At 40.4% G+C, this 18,658-nt stretch carries 16 protein-coding genes; 2 read left to right on the top strand and 14 right to left on the bottom strand.

What is annotated here, in order from left to right; genetic code table 11:
* Nucleotides 1-170: 170 nt before the first annotated feature.
* Entirely contained in the window at nt 171-884 is a 714-nt protein-coding gene (locus tag ESZ26_RS08195; protein WP_223271582.1) for a hypothetical protein, read from the bottom strand.
* A gap of 228 nt (nt 885-1,112) precedes the next feature.
* Entirely contained in the window at nt 1,113-1,586 is a 474-nt protein-coding gene (locus tag ESZ26_RS08200; protein WP_070376816.1) for a Dps family protein, read from the bottom strand.
* A 454-nt stretch (nt 1,587-2,040) separates the two neighbouring features.
* On the opposite strand from ESZ26_RS08200, the gene ESZ26_RS08205 reads away from it, so the two are divergent.
* Nucleotides 2,041-2,652: an alpha-ketoglutarate-dependent dioxygenase AlkB family protein gene (locus ESZ26_RS08205; protein ID WP_146799257.1), complete on the top strand. Its 612-nt coding sequence runs from the start codon at nt 2,041-2,043 to the stop codon at nt 2,650-2,652.
* Nucleotides 2,653-2,779: 127 nt separating this feature from the next.
* Here ESZ26_RS08205 and ESZ26_RS08210 read toward each other — a convergent pair whose 3' ends face one another.
* From ESZ26_RS08210 to deoD, 11 genes are all read right to left on the bottom strand, one after another.
* On the bottom strand, nt 2,780-4,012 hold the full coding sequence (locus ESZ26_RS08210) for an NADH:flavin oxidoreductase/NADH oxidase family protein (RefSeq protein WP_146799258.1): 1,233 nt from the start codon (nt 4,010-4,012) through the stop codon (nt 2,780-2,782).
* Between the two features lie 373 nt (nt 4,013-4,385).
* A complete protein-coding gene (locus ESZ26_RS08215) occupies nt 4,386-5,585 on the bottom strand; it encodes a urate hydroxylase PuuD (RefSeq protein WP_146799259.1) in 1,200 nt (399 codons plus the stop codon).
* A gap of 36 nt (nt 5,586-5,621) precedes the next feature.
* Nucleotides 5,622-6,947 (bottom strand): guanine deaminase, encoded by a 1,326-nt coding sequence (gene guaD / locus ESZ26_RS08220; protein ID WP_146799260.1) that lies wholly within the window; start codon nt 6,945-6,947, stop codon nt 5,622-5,624.
* Nucleotides 6,948-6,951: 4 nt separating this feature from the next.
* A complete protein-coding gene (locus tag ESZ26_RS08225; protein ID WP_146799261.1) occupies nt 6,952-7,485 on the bottom strand; it encodes an ureidoglycolate lyase in 534 nt (177 codons plus the stop codon).
* A gap of 1 nt (nt 7,486) precedes the next feature.
* Nucleotides 7,487-7,849, bottom strand: coding sequence for a hydroxyisourate hydrolase (gene uraH, locus ESZ26_RS08230; protein WP_146799262.1), 363 nt, complete (start codon nt 7,847-7,849; stop codon nt 7,487-7,489).
* A 3-nt stretch (nt 7,850-7,852) separates the two neighbouring features.
* Complete coding sequence (gene uraD / locus ESZ26_RS08235; protein ID WP_146799263.1) at nt 7,853-8,398, bottom strand: 2-oxo-4-hydroxy-4-carboxy-5-ureidoimidazoline decarboxylase; 546 nt, start codon at nt 8,396-8,398, stop codon at nt 7,853-7,855.
* A 105-nt stretch (nt 8,399-8,503) separates the two neighbouring features.
* Nucleotides 8,504-9,871, bottom strand: a complete 1,368-nt coding sequence (gene allB / locus ESZ26_RS08240; RefSeq protein WP_146799264.1) for an allantoinase AllB — start codon at nt 9,869-9,871, stop codon at nt 8,504-8,506.
* Entirely contained in the window at nt 9,864-10,802 is a 939-nt protein-coding gene (gene xdhC / locus ESZ26_RS08245; RefSeq protein ID WP_146799265.1) for a xanthine dehydrogenase accessory protein XdhC, read from the bottom strand. Before xdhC ends, allB begins: the two co-directional genes overlap by 8 nt.
* The gene (xdhB, locus tag ESZ26_RS08250; RefSeq protein WP_146799266.1) at nt 10,795-13,167 is read right to left on the bottom strand and encodes a xanthine dehydrogenase molybdopterin binding subunit; all 2,373 of its coding nucleotides are present in this window, start codon (nt 13,165-13,167) and stop codon (nt 10,795-10,797) included. The genes xdhC and xdhB overlap by 8 nt, the downstream gene beginning before the upstream one ends.
* Nucleotides 13,160-14,710, bottom strand: a complete 1,551-nt coding sequence (gene xdhA, locus ESZ26_RS08255; protein ID WP_146799267.1) for a xanthine dehydrogenase small subunit — start codon at nt 14,708-14,710, stop codon at nt 13,160-13,162. The genes xdhB and xdhA overlap by 8 nt, the downstream gene beginning before the upstream one ends.
* Nucleotides 14,711-14,745: 35 nt before the next feature.
* Entirely contained in the window at nt 14,746-15,450 is a 705-nt protein-coding gene (deoD, locus tag ESZ26_RS08260; protein ID WP_146799268.1) for a purine-nucleoside phosphorylase, read from the bottom strand.
* A gap of 266 nt (nt 15,451-15,716) precedes the next feature.
* On the opposite strand from deoD, the gene ESZ26_RS08265 reads away from it, so the two are divergent.
* Nucleotides 15,717-16,292 (top strand): TetR/AcrR family transcriptional regulator, encoded by a 576-nt coding sequence (locus ESZ26_RS08265; protein WP_223271583.1) that lies wholly within the window; start codon nt 15,717-15,719, stop codon nt 16,290-16,292.
* 556 nt (nt 16,293-16,848) lie between these two features.
* Here the strand turns inward: ESZ26_RS08265 and ESZ26_RS08270 are convergent.
* Nucleotides 16,849-18,492 carry an endonuclease gene (locus ESZ26_RS08270; protein ID WP_146799270.1) on the bottom strand — a complete coding sequence of 548 codons (1,644 nt, stop codon included), beginning with the start codon at nt 18,490-18,492 and terminating at the stop codon, nt 16,849-16,851.
* Nucleotides 18,493-18,658 lie beyond the last annotated feature (166 nt).

Raw genomic sequence — 18,658 nt, forward strand, 5'->3', positions numbered from 1 at the left:
GATATGAGAGCCTAGTTAACTACTAGGCCATTTTAATCAATTTAAACATCTCAACTTAATGAATAAAATCATTGCCCCTTTAAGCTAAGTTAACCGACATTCCTTAAGAGTATTACCTCAACATTATTAGTAGATTTTTATTGCTACTCTTTGTTAGCGTAAAAATCCCCTTATTTTGTTAGGTGTTTTATTGCCGTTTGCACAAACTGCTGCAAATTGATTGGAATAATAACAAAGAGCGCTATCCCTTGAGCAAAATCAGGGTTGATCTGGCAATAATACTTAATTTCTGCTTTATCGCTACTGCGCAACATTTCCAGCTCTTGTTGGCTGTAATTACTGCTTCGTTTTACTGAAACTAAACAACGAAGCTTATTTTCATTACTGTTTTTCCCATCTGGATTAAAGCGGGCAAACAATTCCTTAGGTGCAGATTGCCCAAGGTACGGCCAAACTACTGCGGTATTCTTAGCGATTGCACGATACATAGCAGGACTGAGCATGGTATCGGCATAATAGTGTTTGCGCCAAGGTCTTTTTAACCAGCTTTTAAAGCTTTCTTTAATTGAAAACAAAAAAGTATTGCCACCTTTTCGATGTTTTGGAAGAAATGCAGCAGAGGCCTTAATGACCGTACAATTAGCATTGTCGGTGAAGGTGAGTAAACAGTAACCTATAATTTGCTGATGGTTTAGATAAAGTCGCAACTTCCTCTGATCAGGCCCAGGACTATCAAAATACTTTAACAGATAAACTTCCGCGTCTACATCAGCAAAACTAACCTTGATAATTTCGCTAAGCGCGCTTCTTTGCGCAGCCGATAACCATTGCTTAGACTGTGTTAAGTCTAGAAAGCCGAGTTCACTGATAACAAACCTCTCCAATAATATGAGTTAAGGGTGCTAGATTAATATGAAAAACTTACTGATGCCAGCTATAAAATAAGCTACTGACTTATTGATCTTTTAATAGAGTAACTCATGGCAGCAATTGAAAAATTATTTATATATTTATTTCAAAGGCGAGCAGGAATGCTTTTATGCCGTGCATACTATAAATGGAAAATAAGGTGGCCACGATAACCAACCGTTATTTTCCTTTTAATTAACTTATTATGATTCTTTAGTTGCTCTTAACATCCACGCTGTTTTCTCGTGTATACGCATACGATCAGACACTAGCGAAGCGGTTGACTCATCATCAGCAGCTTGTGCAATTTTTAAAACTTCACGCGATGTTTTAATAACTTGTTCATGCCCTTTGGTGAGTAACTCAACCATCTGCGCAGAACTTGGTACACCGTCAACCTCTTTAATAGAGCTTAATTTTGAAAACTCTTTATAGGTTCCTGGTGCAGGTACATCTAGGGTTCTAATGCGTTCAGCAATGTCATCAACAGCAATTGCTAATTCGGTATAATGTTCTTCAAACATCAAATGTAACTCACGAAATTGTAAACCAGTGACATTCCAATGAAAATTATGTGTTTGCAAATATAGCGTATAAGAGTCGGCTAAAAGTCGTTTTAAACCGTCTGATATTTCCGTTCTATTTTCTTTATTTATGCCAATATCGATATCAGTCATGTAATTTCCTAATCTTTAGAATTTGATAAATGTATAACGCCTTATCGAGCGAGCGATAAATTGTCGACTAAAATTGAAAGGTAAAAACGCTAGTAAACTGTTTATCTTTGTTTGAGTAACGTCTATTTTTACTCTGCTTTGATTTTTAAAGCAATTAACATCTTAACACAAATCACCATCGGCTATAACCACCAGTAATAATGATAAATAATTGCGACTTCAGGCTGTTTTTGCTGATACAGCATACGGACAGCGTAACCAATTATCACTAAATTTTTAAAGTGGCTACGTAAGTCTCGATGAGTTTTATTATCTACTATGCTATTATTTATTTTATTTTTAAGAAAGTTCAGACAATGGCTGAGAGTTGTTAATTTAAGTACTCTTGGGTCCTGTTTATCAAAAAAGTGTCTGCGCTACCACTACTTTATATTTTAACCTAAGTGTTATTGCCATGGACTTATTTTCAACTTTATTAGACCAGCCGATTAGTCTTTTACCCTATGATGGTGATGTCGATTATTTCGGTGAAATTATCTCATTAGGCGATAGCGACTATTATTTTCACCGCTTGCTTAATAATATTGATTGGCGTTGTGACCAAGCAATAATTTTTGGCAAGACGATTGAAACAAAAAGGAAAGTGGCTTGGCATGCCGCAGAGTGTTTTAGCTATACCTATTCAAATATCACTAAAACAGCGTTGCCTTTTACCGATGATTTACTTTCATTAAAAGCACTTGTCGAACGCCATAGTGGTGAAACTTATAATTCATGCTTACTTAACCTCTATCACAGTGGCGAAGAAGGTATGGCTTGGCACAGTGACGGTGAAGATGATTTAAAAGACCAAGGTGCTATTGCATCCTTGAGTTTTGGTGCTGAAAGAAAATTCGCTTTTAAGCACAAACAATCAAAAGAAGTCTTTAGCTTACCCCTTAAAGCTGGCAGTTTGTTAGTTATGAAGGGGCCAACACAACAGTATTGGCTACATCGCTTGCCGCCAACTAAGCTCATTAAAGGCGCAAGAATAAACCTTACGTTTAGAACGATAGTTAAAGCTTAATGTTTTTTTGTTAACAGCAGCGCTATTTCGCGACTTAATCAAAGCCACTCGATTAAAGTATCGCCGTTAATTGCCAAGCGATGCTCGACAACGAACTCCCCCAATACTGAAAGAACATTAATATGCCCTATTCATTTTTATACTTATTTCGATAAATTTTCGTCAGTTTTTTTAGTCGCAGTTGGTCATAAATCAATGAGAATAACGGTGATGAATTTAATTTAGGCGCTTTACCTTTGCCGATACGTTGTAACTGACGTTTGGTAATAGCCATAGTTGCAAGCGCGGCTAATGTTTTATCTTGCCATTTTACTTGAGGTAAAACAGCAATGGTGTCAGATGACATTTTCCAACGTTGAGGAAGGTTGGGACTAAAGGCCAGTGCTCGACCAATACCAACCATATCAACGCCTTCGTCTAATACTTTTTGTGCGATGGCTAAACGGACAATTCCTCCTGTTGTCATAATTGGCATAGGGGCTTGTTTGGCAATTTCTTTAGCAAACTCAAGAAAATAAGCCTCTCTATTTAGGGGCTGTCCATCAGCTGTATTACCCTGCATTGCTGGACTTTCATAGCTACCACCTGACAATTCAACTAAATCTACTTTTAAATGACCAAGTTCTTTTACTACGGCTAAGGCATCTTTTTCATCAAAACCACCGCGCTGAAAATCTGCTGAGTTTAACTTAACTGCTACCGCTATATTTTCAGGGATAACTTGCTTAATGGCTTTAACAATTTCAAAGAGTAGCCGCGCACGGTTTTCAAGACTGCCACCCCAGCTATCATTTCTCTTATTGGTCAGCGGCGATAAAAATTGCGACAACAGATAGCCATGGGCAGCATGGATCTCAACACCATGAAAACCCGCTTCAACCGCACGAGATGCTGTGGTAACAAAGCGCTGAATTAACGCTTCAATTTCAAGCTCTGTCATTGGACTTGGTTTACTGAATAGTTTGCTATGCTTACCCATATTCAACGCTATATCTGAGGGAGATAATACCTGTCCCCCCATAGCGGCATAAACTTGTCGGCCTGGATGGTTGATTTGCATCCATATTTTTGTACCATTTTGGCTTGCTACTTCAGCCCATTTTTTAAAGGGCGCTAAGGGAGTCTTTTCCTCTAAAGCTATGCCGCCTGGACCGGTCATTGCACGGTGGTCGACCATTACATTACCCGTGATAAGCAAACCCGTGCCACCCGCACACCATGTTTTGTAAAGTTGAAAAATATCATCGCCAGGTAAATGCCCCGTGGCAGCCATATTTTCTTCCATAGCGGCTTTTGCTAAACGATTTGGCAGTGTTGCGCCATTAGGTAGGGTTATTGGTGTAAATACAGAGTGACTCAAGTAGAACTCCTGTTAATAAGTTTAACGAGGTGGGTTTAGCGTAATTATAAGCTTAAAGTTGACTTTAATGTCAATAGTATACCGGGATTAACAGCTGAAAATTGCTGAGCGAGCAAAAAAGTGGCATAACGACAAAAACCATACGATGTTATAAACCAAAAGTTTACTCGCTAAGATAAATAAGTCGCATGACAATGTGCACGCCTAGCTACAATGGGGTGTGCTAAGCGGCTAGGTTGAGTTTAACCGGTATTTTATCGCCTTGTCAGCCAGCACAGCAAATCTAAAGAGCAACCTAGTATTAAAAAATTTAAAATTGGCTTAGGCATATATAACGAATCGCTTTATAGATTTGCTTAACTGTTACTTTATTTTAAAGGTTTATCTTTGCTCCTGCTTTGATCCACTGGGCAAGCTGTGCCCTTTCAAGATCAGTGATGTTAGTTTTATTAAGCAAAGGCATATCTTGACTGTCAACAACCCGTGCTTGAATTCTTGGAGCCCATTGCTTAAGTTGTGCTTGAGTATCAAGTACCACACCCGCTGGTGCTAAAGTAAATACATCATCTGAAGGTGTTGCTGAGTGACAGGTCGTACAGCGCTGTTGTACGATAGCCATAGCCATACTCGCATCAACAGGTGCTAAATTACTGGCATCACTGTTTGGCGATTTTGGCGCTATTACTATCGCTAAGGCGACTGTCGCCAAAACGGCAGCAATAAGGATCATCGGTTTTTGTTTACCAAAGTGACGAAGAATAAAATATTGTCTCGCCGCACCGGTAATCACTATGATTGCCACTAATACCGCCCAATTATACGGGTGGTTATAGGTGATGGGATAATGATTTGAAATCATAATAAACAACACAGGTAAAGTGGTGTAAGTATTAAAGGTTGACCGTAACTTTGCTCTTTGGGCATATTTAGGATCAGGTGCTTGGCCACTTTCAACAGCAGCCACTAATGCCCGTTGCGCGGGCATAATACCGCGAAATACATTACCAGCCATAATAGTACCTATAACTGCACCGACATGAATAAAAGCACCTCTGGCACTAAATACTTGAGTTAGTCCGTAAGCAAGACCTGCGCCCATAATCAGTAATATCAGCGCAAAAAACACCGAATTATTGGCAAGCTTAGTTACACACATCAACTCATAAGCTAACCAACTACCAAATATTACTGATAAACCAATAATAATCGCCTGCATTTGGCTAATATCGGCCACGCGAGGGTCGATAAGATAAGACTCAGCACCGACATAATACATAACAATTAACAACGCAAAGCCGGTTAGCCAAGTGCTGTAAGCTTCCCATTTAAACCAATGTAACGTGGTTGGCATTTTTTCTGGTGCCAGCTGATATTTAGCCACTTCATAAAAACCGCCGCCATGAATAGCCCAAAGGTCGCCTTTAATACCTTTGTCTGCTTTCCACTGTGGCGGTGTTTCAAGATGGTTGTCTAACCAAACAAAATAAAATGACGCGCCAATCCAAGCAACACCGGTTACTAAATGTAAGAACCGTAAAATTAAATTAAGCCATTCGGCAATATAAGGATCCATATTTTTTCCTAGTTGTTATTTTTCTTATTGTGGTCACTAATCGTGATTGATCTTGGCTAATTCGCCTTGTATATAAGTGCCTTTAACCGCGCGGTCATCCCCTAATATCGTGAAAGAAAAAAGTTTCTCTGCCAATGTTTGACACTGCTCTACGCGTAATTTCATTAGAGGCGTTGCATGATAATCTAAGACAATAAAGTCAGCCTCACAACCCACTTGAAAATTACCTATGGTACCTTCTAAATCTAGCGCCCTCGCGCCTCCTAGGGTTGCCAAGTAGAAAGATTGTAATGAATCTAATTTCTTGCCTCTAAGCTGCTGCGTTTTATAAGCATCTTTTAAGGTTTCTAATAGTGAAAAACTGGTTCCTGCGCCTATATCAGTACCTAGACCCACTTTAATATTATGTTGCTGGGCAACATCAAGTTTAAACAAACCACTACCTAAAAATAGATTTGAGGTTGGACAAAACGACAGCGCTGAATTCGATTGAGCTAAGTCATTATATTCAGCATCACATAAGTGTATGCCATGAGCAAAAACACTGCGGTTACCGAGTAATTGATGCTTTTTATAAACATCTAAATAGTTTTCGCAATCGGGATTAAGCGACTTAACCCATTCAATTTCTTTTAGGTTTTCAGACAAATGGGTTTGCATATAAACACTGGGATGCTCTTTTAACAATTGCCCTGCCAAGCTTAACTGCTCATCACTGCTGGTCGGCGCAAATCTTGGGGTTATCGCATATTGCAAACGCCCTTTGCCATGCCAATCTTCGATAAGCTGCTTAGACTGCTGATAACTACTTTGCGCGGTATCAAGTAAATAGTCAGGAGCATTTCTATCCATCATCACTTTGCCAGCAATCATGCGGAGGTTTTTAGCTAAAGCCACTTCAAAAAAGGCATTAACTGACTCAGCATGAACAGTGCCAAAAACTAATGCGGTTGTTGTACCGTTAGTCAGTAATTGATTAAGGAAAAACTCACTGATTTTACTAGCATAGGCTTTATCAGCAAACTTTTTTTCGGTCGGAAAGGTATAATCTTCTAACCATTGCAATAATTGTTCACCGTAACTTCCTATCATCTCAGTTTGAGGATAATGGATATGTGTATCTATAAAACCGGGGACGATCAGGCCGTTTTCAATATGTTCGATCGCTATAGCGTCTTCCAAATCCGCTAACATAGCTTCGGCACTACCCAATTGTTTAACCTTGCCATTTTCTATCAGCAAAATACCATCTTCAAAATACTGATGGCTGCTTTGCTCTGCTTGCGCTTTATCTTGGCAAGACGTCAAGGCTGGGTCTTCGATGAAATGTAAAATTTCACCGCGAAATGCTTTTACTGACATCGACTTAATCGCTCCGCTTGTCTAAATTGAAATGTATGGTAATTTTATTATCTAAGGTAATTTCATCGCAGTTTTTGCCAGCACCTTGTCGGTCAACAACTAAAAAGTCAGCGGTTTGACCTAAAGCTAAACTATAATGATGCCAAGTCCCTTTATGGTAATTAACACCCTGATTTGCTGAAGCAAGAAAAACCGCTAACTGAGTAACATCAAATTCGCCCGCTGGTGCAACAACCACAAGATAAGCGTTAGCAGACAACGGGTAAAAAGCCTGACTTGATAAGGGATGACGTTCCATACAATCAAGGGTTAATTGACCTTTACCGGCGTTGATCTGACAAGATTCTTTGGGCGATGAGCGAAAAACACTAATAATGCCTTGGCCTGCTTCCTCACTAATATCTAGGGTAGCTAACGCATGATACCTTTGTGTTAGCCCATAATTGATTGATATTTTTTCCGCTTCATCATTGACTTCAATGACATCACCAAAAGCTTGAAACGCCTTTTGGCTAAGTGGTTTAGCATGTAAAATCATCTTAGCTGCCACGATAGGTTGAGTAACCAAAAGCGGTCAGTAATAACGGAATATGATAGTGTTCACCAGCACCACTGATATCAAAAACAATATCAACGTAAGGATAAAAAGCTCGCTCATTCAGCGCATTAAAATAATCACTTATCGCAAAATGAACGCGGTAACTCCCCGCAGGCAATACCCGATCTTTCTCAAGTAAGGCAGGCACTCGCCCATCACTGTTGGTTTGACCTTCTGCTAATAGCGACCACTGTGCTTGGCTTTTACTGTCACTTGAACCTATAAGTTCAAATAGAGAAATAGTGATACCTGCAGCGGGTTTACCGCGACTGATGTCTAATACATGTGAAGTTATTTGACTCATAGTTTAGCTCTCTTTAACGTTTGAAGCAGGAGTTATAGGCGCAGCCGCAGCCATCATTTTTTCAATTCTTAACTGTAATATTTTTCGTTGCTCTTCTGCTGCATTGATGATTTCTTCAGTGCGATTATTCGCGTAACGCTTTACCAATATCGCTAACATCTGTGTGGCTGTTTTACCTGTGGCACAAACAATAAAGATGAAACCAAATTTTTCTTGATAGTCATCATTCAATTGTTTCAATTCACTTAATGCTTGTTCTGTCGCGGTATTAACTCCCGATTGTTCTCCTGCGGCAATTTTCTCTGTCGAGCGGTATTTTTCTCTTAGGCTAGAGACATCGCCAATTTTAGGATGCCCTTCAAAAGCCTGTAAATAATCGGCTTCTGTCAGGTTTTGCCAGCTAATATCCGCTTGTGCAGTTAACGCCACTAAATTATTATATGGCATGGCAGCCACCATTCGCACCACCCAAGCATTTGCTGTACAACACTGCATAAAGGCCGAATGGGCCGCTTGAGGTTGCAAGGCATTTAATTCGGTAATCAACATAATATTTCCTTATTCAAGGTAAGCGATAATACACTTTTTTTTAACGCAATTATCGCGGTAAAGATATAATGTACGATCACTATTGCCTGGTTTTTATCATTATTTTTAGTAGTCATGTTTTAACAAAGTATGACCTTGAGGTTGACCGATGATGTCTTGCTCGCTGTAAACCAGTTGCCCACGTAAATAAGTTTTATTGACTTCACCTGTGACACGTTTACCGACATAAGGGGTGATTTTGTGTTTATGTTTGATCATGTCGCTACTGATAATGACTTCTTTTTCATCATCAAACACTAAAATATCTGCATAAGCGCCAATGGCAATTTTACCTTTTTTATCATCTAAACCGACAAACTCAGCGGTTGCAGTCGACATTAAATGACTAATATCAGCTAAAGTAAAACCACGCTGCTTTGCTTCGGTCCAAATTAACGGTAAACCAAATTGTAGTGCAGATATACCACCCCAGGCATTTTCTAGATCGCCAGAGTCAATTTTTTTCAACTCAGGAGTACAAGGAGAGTGATCAGAGACGATAAAATCAATATCACCGGCCTTTAATGCTTGCCAAAGCTTTTGTCTGTTTTCATCTTCACGTATTGGCGGACAGCATTTAAAAAGGGTTTTACCATCAGGTATCTCTTCAGAAAATAACGTCAAATAATGAGGACAGGTTTCTGCGGTAAATTTCAAGCCAGCGTTTTTGGCATAAGTGATTTTTTCAAGGGCATCACTCGATGATAAATGAACAATATGAATATGTGCATCGACTCCAACCGCTTTCGCTTCTTCACCTAACGAGACCATCAAATCAATGGCATCGTTTTCCCATTGTCTTGGTCTAGAGTCGAGAAAGCTTTGATACTTATCCCCTATTTCTTGCGGTTCGTTGTGCGCTTTATCCAATTCAGCATGAATAAGATAAGGAACCTGATGTTTCGCCATAATCGGTAGTGCTTTTTTAACATCTTCACCACTGACATTAGGAAATTCATCCACCCCTGAGTGAATTAAGAAACTTTTAGCCCCTAACACACCAGCACTGAGTAATTCATCTAATTGAGCACCATTATTTTCAAGGCTTTCAGGGATAACGCCGCCCCAAAAACCACAGTCTACCCAAAGTTTGCCTTTGAGTGCTTGAAGCTTAACCTCGAGCGCCGCTTTTGAAACTGTTGCTGGAATACAATTAAGCGGCATATCGACTAATGTGGTAATGCCACCCGCTGCCGCTGCCTGAGTTGCGGTATTAAAACCTTCCCAGTCGCTGCGCCCTGGCTCATTAATGTGCACATGAGTATCAACCAAGCCAGGCATTAATACTAAGTTGCCGTGATCAATAAGTTCACATTCAACGCTAGACTGGTAAGGTAAAATAGCCTCAATAAGGCCATTATTAATGATAAGAGTGGCAGCTTTTACCCCTTCTGGGGTAATAACGCGTTTTGAACGTAAGGCAAAGTTATTCATTTATTTTCTCCGTAATCGATTTGCTACCGGTTACTTCATTTTTGCTCTGACGAGCAGCTTGGATTTTAGCCGCGCTATTTAGTAACGGCGTTAATGCCTTGAAACTAATACCTTGCGCGGTAGTTGATGGCTGACTCGCACTGTCATTTTTTTGATATAAACCAATAATTTCAGCCGCGATTGATACCGCAACCTCCATAGGACGTTTACCCGGCACAGCACTTAAACCAATAGGACAAGTGAGCTGTTCAATGGCTTGCTCGCTAAATTCTCGATGCTTTAAGCGATGCTGAAAGCGTTTCCATTTCGTCTCAGAGCCAATTAAACCGGCATAAGCAAAATCACCACACTTTAACAGCGCCTGACATAGTTCAAAATCTAATTGGTGATTGTGGGTCATGATGATAAAAAAACTGCCTGCAGGCATGCTAGCTATTTCATCGACCGGGTTGTCACTGACAATACACTCAATATTAGCTGGCGCATTTGCCAACATCTCGGCTGGAAACTGCTCTCGACGATTATCAACCCATTTTAGCTGGCAAGGTAAGTCAGCAAGTATGGTTGTTAGCGCTTTACCAACATGACCGGCGCCAAAAAGCATAATTTGAGTTTTACAAGCTGCAAAACTTTCAAATAAGACGCTACAGTCGCCGCCGCAACATTGCCCTAAAGAAGCACCTAAAGAAAAGTGCTCAATATGTTGATTGTTATCTTGGTCTGCTAATAATTGTTGCGCTAGCGCGATAGACTTAAATTCTAAGTGGCCACCACCAATAGTGTCATAAGTGCTGTTAGCACTAACCACCATCTTAGTACCTGAATTTCTAGGCGCTGAGCCATGCACGCCAATAATCGTCAGCAGGACAAAGGCCTCTCCTTTAACCTTTAATAAACTAACCGCTTCAGACCAACTTTGACGGTTATTCATCAGTGGCTATGCCTTGCTGCGCGTTTATTAACTGCACAGCTTTTAAAACTCGCTCTGGTGTCGCCGGTGTATCAAGCGATGGAATAACACCTTTTACTCGGTCTTGTACAGGAACAGCATTAGCAATAGCGGCGCGCAGCGCTGACCAGACAGAAATAGCCAACATAAACGGTGGCTCGCCAACCGCTTTAGAATGATAAATAGTCGCTTCACGATTAGGTGAGTCTTTTAACAACTCAACGTTAAAAACTTTTGGTGCATCGCTAATCGCAGGAATTTTATAGGTGGCCGGCCCAGTCGTTAACAAGCGCCCCTTATCATTCCAATGTAATTCTTCAGTGGTTAACCAACCGACGCCTTGAATATAGCCACCTTCAATTTGGCCGATATCTATCGCAGGGTTTAAAGAGTCACCAACATCATGAAGAATATCAGTTTGTAATAACTTGTATTCACCGGTCAGCGTATCGATTAACACTTCAGATACCGAAGCACCCATCGCAAAATAGAAAAACGGTCGACCTTGGGCATTTTCTCTATCGTAATAAATTTTTGGCGTCCGATAAAAGCCAGTCGACGATAAAGACACCCGAGCAAAATAAGCTTTTTGAACTAACTCAACAAAGCTGAGTTTATGTTGACCGGCATCAATAGCATCGTCACTAAAAGAAATATCATCACTGTCAACAGCAAAGTGCTCGACAGCAAAATCAATCAACCTTTGTTTAATCGTTTGTGCGGCGTTTTGGGCGGCTTTACCGTTAAGATCGGTACCAGAAGAAGCCGCTGTTGGTGAAGCATTAGGTACTTTGTCGGTACGTGTTGCCGATACTTTAACGTTATCAACAGCAATACCAAAGACTTGTGCCACGATTTGGGCAATTTTAGTATGTAACCCTTGACCCATTTCAGTGCCGCCATGGGTTACATCAACACTACCATCGGTATAAATATTGATCAGCGCACCCGCTTGATTAAGATGTTGCGCGGTAAAGGAAATACCAAATTTAACCGGTGTTAGTGAAATACCTTTTTTTAAAAATTTACTACTGGCATTAAAGTCATCAATTTCTTGGCAACGCTCGGCATAACGAGAGCTGAGCTCAAGTTTGGTTATCATCTCGGCTAAATTATTGTGCTCTACTTGCTGATGATACGGGGTAATATTGCGCGTATCTGTGCCATACAGATTAGCTTTACGAACAGCAAGTGGGTCTAATCCTAGAGAATAAGCAATATCATCCATGACACATTCAATAATCATCATACCTTGTGGACCACCAAAACCTCGAAAGGCGGTATTGGAGGCGGTATTCGTCTTACAACGATTTCCGGTAATACTGACATGGTCCAAGTAATAACCATTATCAGCATGAAACATCGCTCTGTCGACAATGGCATCTGATAAATCAGGTGAGTAACCACAATTACCATTGACCGTTAAATCTATGCCTTCAATAACACCTTGACCGTTAAAACCCACTTGATAATGATTTTCAAAAGGATGACGTTTACCGGTCATCATCATATCGTCACTACGATTCAAGCGCAGCTTTACCGCTTTTTGGGTTTTATTGGCAAGTACCGCCGCTAAACACGACCAACCAGCCGCTTGTGTTTCTTTACCGCCAAAACCACCACCCATACGTTTCATATCGACAACGACGCGGTTAAAAGGAATACCTAACACTTCAGCGACAAGTTTTTGAACTTCAGCCGGATGTTGGCTAGATGAATAAACGGTCATTCCGCCATCTTCGGTAGGAATAACACTCGCTATTTGACCTTCCAAATAAAAATGCTCTTGACCGCCAATGGCAATTTGCCCACTCAGCTGATGTTTAGCTTGCTCAATAGCACTGGCACTATCACCTCGTTTCATACTGTGCGGTGGACGCACAAAGCTCTTAGCTTTTAACGCCTGTTCAATAGTCAGTACGGGGGTTGTTTCTTGGTAGTCAATTTTTGCCAGCGCTACTGCTTGTTTTGCTAACTCATGGCTCGTCGCCGCAACCGCAAAGATAGCTTGACCATAAAATTCAACGACATCTTTGGTAAGTATCGGATCGCCCGGAAAAACAGGACCAATATCTGTATGGCCTACAATGTCATCTAAGGTAATAACAGCAACGACACCTTGGGCGGCGCGTACTGCCGATAAGTCTATCGCGGTAATATGACCACTGGCAATCGTTGCCATGCCTACAGCCGCGTGCAATTGTCCTAACGACTCTAATTTGTCATCGGTATAAACAGCTTTGCCAGTAACGTGCATTTCAGCACTTTCATGCTTGATCGATTGGCCAACAGCACCGGAACTTTTTTTACCTTTGAGGCCTTTATCAACGTCACTTAATTTACGCATGAGTCACTCCTCTCACGTCTAAGGTATCGACTTCAAAGGTTTCGATTCGGGTTGCTGCATGCGTTTGCTCTAGTTCATAAAAGCATTTTCTCACTAAATTTTTTGCCACTTGTAAGCGATATTCACTACTCGCACGCACGTCTGACATCGGAGAGAAATCTTTTGCTAATGCTGTCATCGCTACAGCAATATTTTGTTCACTAGGCTCTCTACCCATTAAAGCTTGTTCACAGGCAAAAGCGCGCTTTGGAATACCAGCCATACCGCCAAAAGCAATGGTGATTTCAGCCACTTTTTTGTTAGTAAACTTAATATAAAAGCAAGCAAGTACTGTTGAGATATCATCATCTAAACGTTTTGATATTTTAAAAACTTTTAAGTGTTTATTACTGTTCGCTTTTGGAATTTCAATACGTTCAATGAATTCGCCACTTTCGAGTTGCGTCACTTTGTAATCAACAAAGTAGTCTTCAACCGATATTTCACGAGTACGTTCGCCTTTGCGAAGCACTAACCTTGCACCTAAGGCGATTAACACCGGCGGCGTATCTCCAATCGGAGAAGCATTACCAACATTGCCCCCTAAGGTGCCCGAGTTTCTCACCTGCGTTGAGCCAAGACGATACAACATCTGACCAAATTCTGGATAGTACTGACTTAATAACTGATGGCTTTGCTGATAACTCACCATAGCGCCAATAGACAAAGTCTTTGCTGTTTGATTAATTTGCGCGAGCTCGCGTACATTACTCATTGAAATCATGGTTTGTATTTGCGCCATACCTTGGGTAACACTTAACGCTAAATCGGTACCGCCAGCTAACAGTTTAGCTTTCGGGTATTGCTCAACCAGTTGTGCTAATTTATCTAAGGTGTAAGGAAGATAAAGACTCTTGCCATTATTGTGCAGCTCAACAGTGTCTTGTTGCTGAGCAATAAGTTTTAGTTGCGCAATAGTCGCTGCTTGTTCGTGCTCAAACTGATCAACGTCATCATTATTACAAGCTTGTTTTGCCGCTTCCGTAATAGAGCGATAGCCCGTACAGCGACACAAGTTACCCGCTAAGCCATGTTCAATATCTTTGTCTAAATCAACATCAGGAGAATTATCTGTCGCATCGCTGAACTTGGCTTGTGCTAGATTTTTCTTTAATGAAAAAAGTGACATGACAAAACCCGGGGTACAGAAACCACATTGTGAGCCATGACAATCAACCATAGCTTGTTGAACACTATGTAATTTATTACCTTGCTGTAAATCTTCTACTGTGACTAGCTGTTTACCATGAAGTGCTGATAAAAAAGTAATACAGGTATTAATCGATTGATAACTAAGATGTTCTGTTGTTTGACTATTGGCTGATTGAACTACTTCAGCAAGCACAGCTGTACAAGCACCACAGTCTCCTGAAGCACAACCTTCTTTTGTCCCTTTTCGACTCAACTCTTCTCTTAAATAGTTGAGTACCGTCATATTAGGATCACAATTTTCGATAACTTTACGTTCGTTATTTAACAAAAATTGAATTTTATTTTCTGACATATGGTTAATTACCTATACAAATATGCGTGCTAAAACTAAAGAATACTTTCTAGAGTAACTTCAATCATTTCGCCAAATTTTAACTGACGATCTGCTGCTGACATTTTTTCGCCGGTTTTGATATGATCACTTACTGTTAGTAAACAGAGTGCTTTCTTGCCTAATTCAGCGGCAACGCCATAAAGCCCGGCAGCTTCCATTTCTACTGCAAGAATGCCGTATTTTTCTAACGTTGCGAATACTTCAAATTCAGGTACATAAAACAAATCAGCTGAAAAAACATTACCGACTTTTGGCGTTTTGCCTAAACGTTTGGCTGTGCTCATCACTTTTTCTAACAACTCATAGTTAGCTATAGCGGCAAAATCATAATTATTCAATCGTTGACGATTAACATTCGAGTCAGTGCTGGCACCCATAGCAACAACAATATCTTCTAGTTGTATATCATCACGAATTGAACCACAGCTACCAACACGAATAATACTCTCAACACCATAATCTCGGTAAAGCTCGGTCGCATAAATAGACATAGAGGGGATCCCCATACCTGAACCCATCACAGAAATACGCTTACCCTTATATTCACCGGTATAACCAAACATATTTCTAACTTCGGTGACTTGTTTAACATTAGTTAAGTAGTTGTCAGCGATGAATTTGGCACGCAAAGGATCGCCCGGCATGATAACCGTTTCGGCAAAATCTCCGACATTAGCTGAGATATGTGGTGTTGGCATAATATATTTTCCTAATCGTTCAAGATGTTTTAACTATTTTATAGTTACTTAAGTTCACATAATAGAAATAACCTGACACCAGTGTCAAGTAAAATAATAGTTCAGCTAAAATTAAAGCCCAAATTGACTATTAACTTTATTGTTGAAATAGCTTATATTTGCCTCCCTGCTAATAAATGCTGCAAAGATGATTGATTAATATGCCAATAATAAAGAATCAACAACCAAACACGTCATCAACTGGGCGGGTCAGAAAAAAGAATCAATTGATTATTTTAAAAGCTGCTGAGCAAGACTTCTTAGAGCATGGTTTTAAAGGTGCCTCTATAAAAGGCATTGCTGAACGCGCCGGTATTCCACGGGCAAACGTTCATTATTATTATAAAAACAAAGAAGCTATTTACTCTGATATATTATTAGAAATTCTTGCCTTATGGGATTCATCGATTATTACCTCGACCGAAGAGCCTGCAAAAGTCTTAGGCGATTATATTCTTGCTAAGGTTATGTATTCCAAAACCAATCCTGAAGCATCTCGGATATTTGCCGGTGAATTTATCCACGGTGCTCCTCGCTTACAGGAATACTTAAAAACCAGTTTTAAAACCTGGATAGATGAAGTTAAAGCCACTGTTGAAGGCTGGATTAACCAAGGTAAAATGGACCCCATTGACCCACTTTATTTACTCTTTACTATTTGGGGAGCAACGCAACATTATGCTGATTTTGCGCCACAAGTTACCGCAGCTATGGGTAAAGATAAGTTAAGTAATGAAGACTTTGAACAGGTGGCTAAAACCCTTACGCAAATTATTCTTAAAGGTTGTGGTATCAGTAAGTAAGAGTTTACGCTGATTGACTTACTGTTGACGGGCAATATTATGCACTAGTAGTGCGTTACTGCCTTGAAAGACAGGATGTCTGAGAGAGGCCATCCTCGGCTCGGGCATCCCTGCTTCGCTCTACCTCCTGCATCCTTGCAGTCGTGAACATCGTCACTCTTTCACATCCATGTGATCGTGACATACCGTTGACGTGCAAGGATGTACTAATGCCTTGAAAGACAGGATGTCTGGGAGAGGCCATCCTCGGCTCGGGCATCCCTGCTTCGCTCTACCTCCTGCATCCTTGCAGTCGTGAACATCGTCACTCTTTCACATCCCTGTGACCGTGACATACCGTTGACGTGCAAGGATGCACTAATGCCTTGAAAGACAGGATGTCTGAGAGAGGCCATCCTGAACATCGTCACTCTTTCACATCCCTGTGATCGTGACATACCGTTCATCCTGAACATAAAAAAGGCACTTCACCTTTTACAATGAAATGCCTTAACGTTATTTACTTAGCTAAGTTATCTAACGCTTTAACAGCCGTTTATTAGAGAACTTTCCTTAATTAGTTACCCCAAATACTGTCAACATACTCAGGATGGTCAACAAAAGGATTACGGTTGCCTTGATGACCAAGTGCAGCTTCATTACGATCAATTTCTTTTTGACTGACCGGATCATTGGTATGCCAACGCATTAACATTTCTAATTGCCATAATTCAAAGACCTGATTACTACTTCCATCTAAAATAGCATCACCATACACTGAATTATTTTGCCAGCTGCCAATCAAGTTTTCATAACGTGTTGCCATGTAAAATTGTGCGCGGGCTAAATCACCTTTAAATTCATCAATCGGTTCAAAGACCGTACCATTATAACCTAAGGTCGTGGTTGCTGAGCCTACCTTGCTGTTATTGGTTGAAGTAAAAGATGCCGTAGCGACTTCACCATAAGGGAAACCACTGCGTTTTGAATTAACAAAACCATCGGTTGCATAAATATGATGAACATCAGAGTTCATTGGCTCTACTTTACCGCCAAACCAGCTTTTCGGGAAAGTATGCTCTCGATTATAACAACCACCTTCACCGCTATAATTACCACACTGATCGGTGACTTTTATAAAATTATAATTATCACTCGCCAGCGGATTTTCCGAATATATATCTAAAATAGAACCGTCATTTTCAAAATAAACATCTAAAGAATGGTTTGCATAGAATGTCCATAGCGCTGAATAGCCCTGATTTGCATGACCTTTGATTAAATTGTAAAGCTCTGTTTTTAACGGGTAACCTGATGTCGCGCTAATACCGTCATAATATGTACCCGAATAAGTGCCTGAGCCACTGCCCCCTCCACCTGGAATACCGCCGGTGTTGCCTAAAGTAAAGGTTTTGGTTTCACTGCTGGCAAAATCACCCCCACTAATTAATGCGCTTCCGGCAAGAGAAATTTCATAAGAGCCATTACCATAAGTACAACAAATACCATCGCCATAGCTATCATTAATGGTAAAGGTATAATCATCATCGGCTAAACAATAGTTTTCATTATAGCTGGTCGAGCTTTCGTAATTATTACCACTAGCAACTTCTTGATTACTCGTATTGGTTAATGTCCAACTAGTTTCGTAACCGTAATTGTCTGTGGTTAAGCTAAAAGCGACTTCGTTAGTACTGCAACTGTTACTGCCTGTGCCACCGCCTGATGCTTGGGTAGGTTGAAAATAGTCAACATAGACAATTTCAGCACCATCAAAACCGGCAATATCATAGAAACGTAAGCCAACAGCAATATCTGATGTTGAGCTTGCGGTATAACTATGCGTAACTTGCTGCCATTGATTAACTAGACTTTCATTCGAGTAGCCCTGATAGCCATCGATATATAAACGCGCTTTAATACTACCTTCTGTATGGTATACCCAAACAGAAAATTCATAGCTTTGACCTGCTACCACACTGACCAACTGTTGCATGTCGGTAGAGCCTTGTGTACCGGTATTAACGGTAATTTCAGCTGAGCTCGTGCCTTCTTGAAAAATGTTAGTGTTTTTATTTACGCTAATACCTGAATCAATCGTCGTCCAACCCGTAGGAGAGCCTGCCAACCATGTTTCAAAACTTCCATTATTAACGTTTGCAGCAGCATAATGGCTGGTAGCACAGAGTAATAAAGCAGCAATATTATTTTTATAATTCATTTATATACCTTATGTTTTTATTAAATAATGATAGCACTCCCTATATTTTCCATAATGCGTACAGCTCCGTAATAGTACCCGAATAAAACTCACACAAATGCAGTGTAAATTTGACACGACACCAAGGTAAATAATCTTAACCAAGTAGTCAACAAATAACAAAAAG

This window comes from Colwellia hornerae (genome assembly GCF_007954355.1).
GTDB lineage: Bacteria > Pseudomonadota > Gammaproteobacteria > Enterobacterales > Alteromonadaceae > Colwellia_A > Colwellia_A hornerae.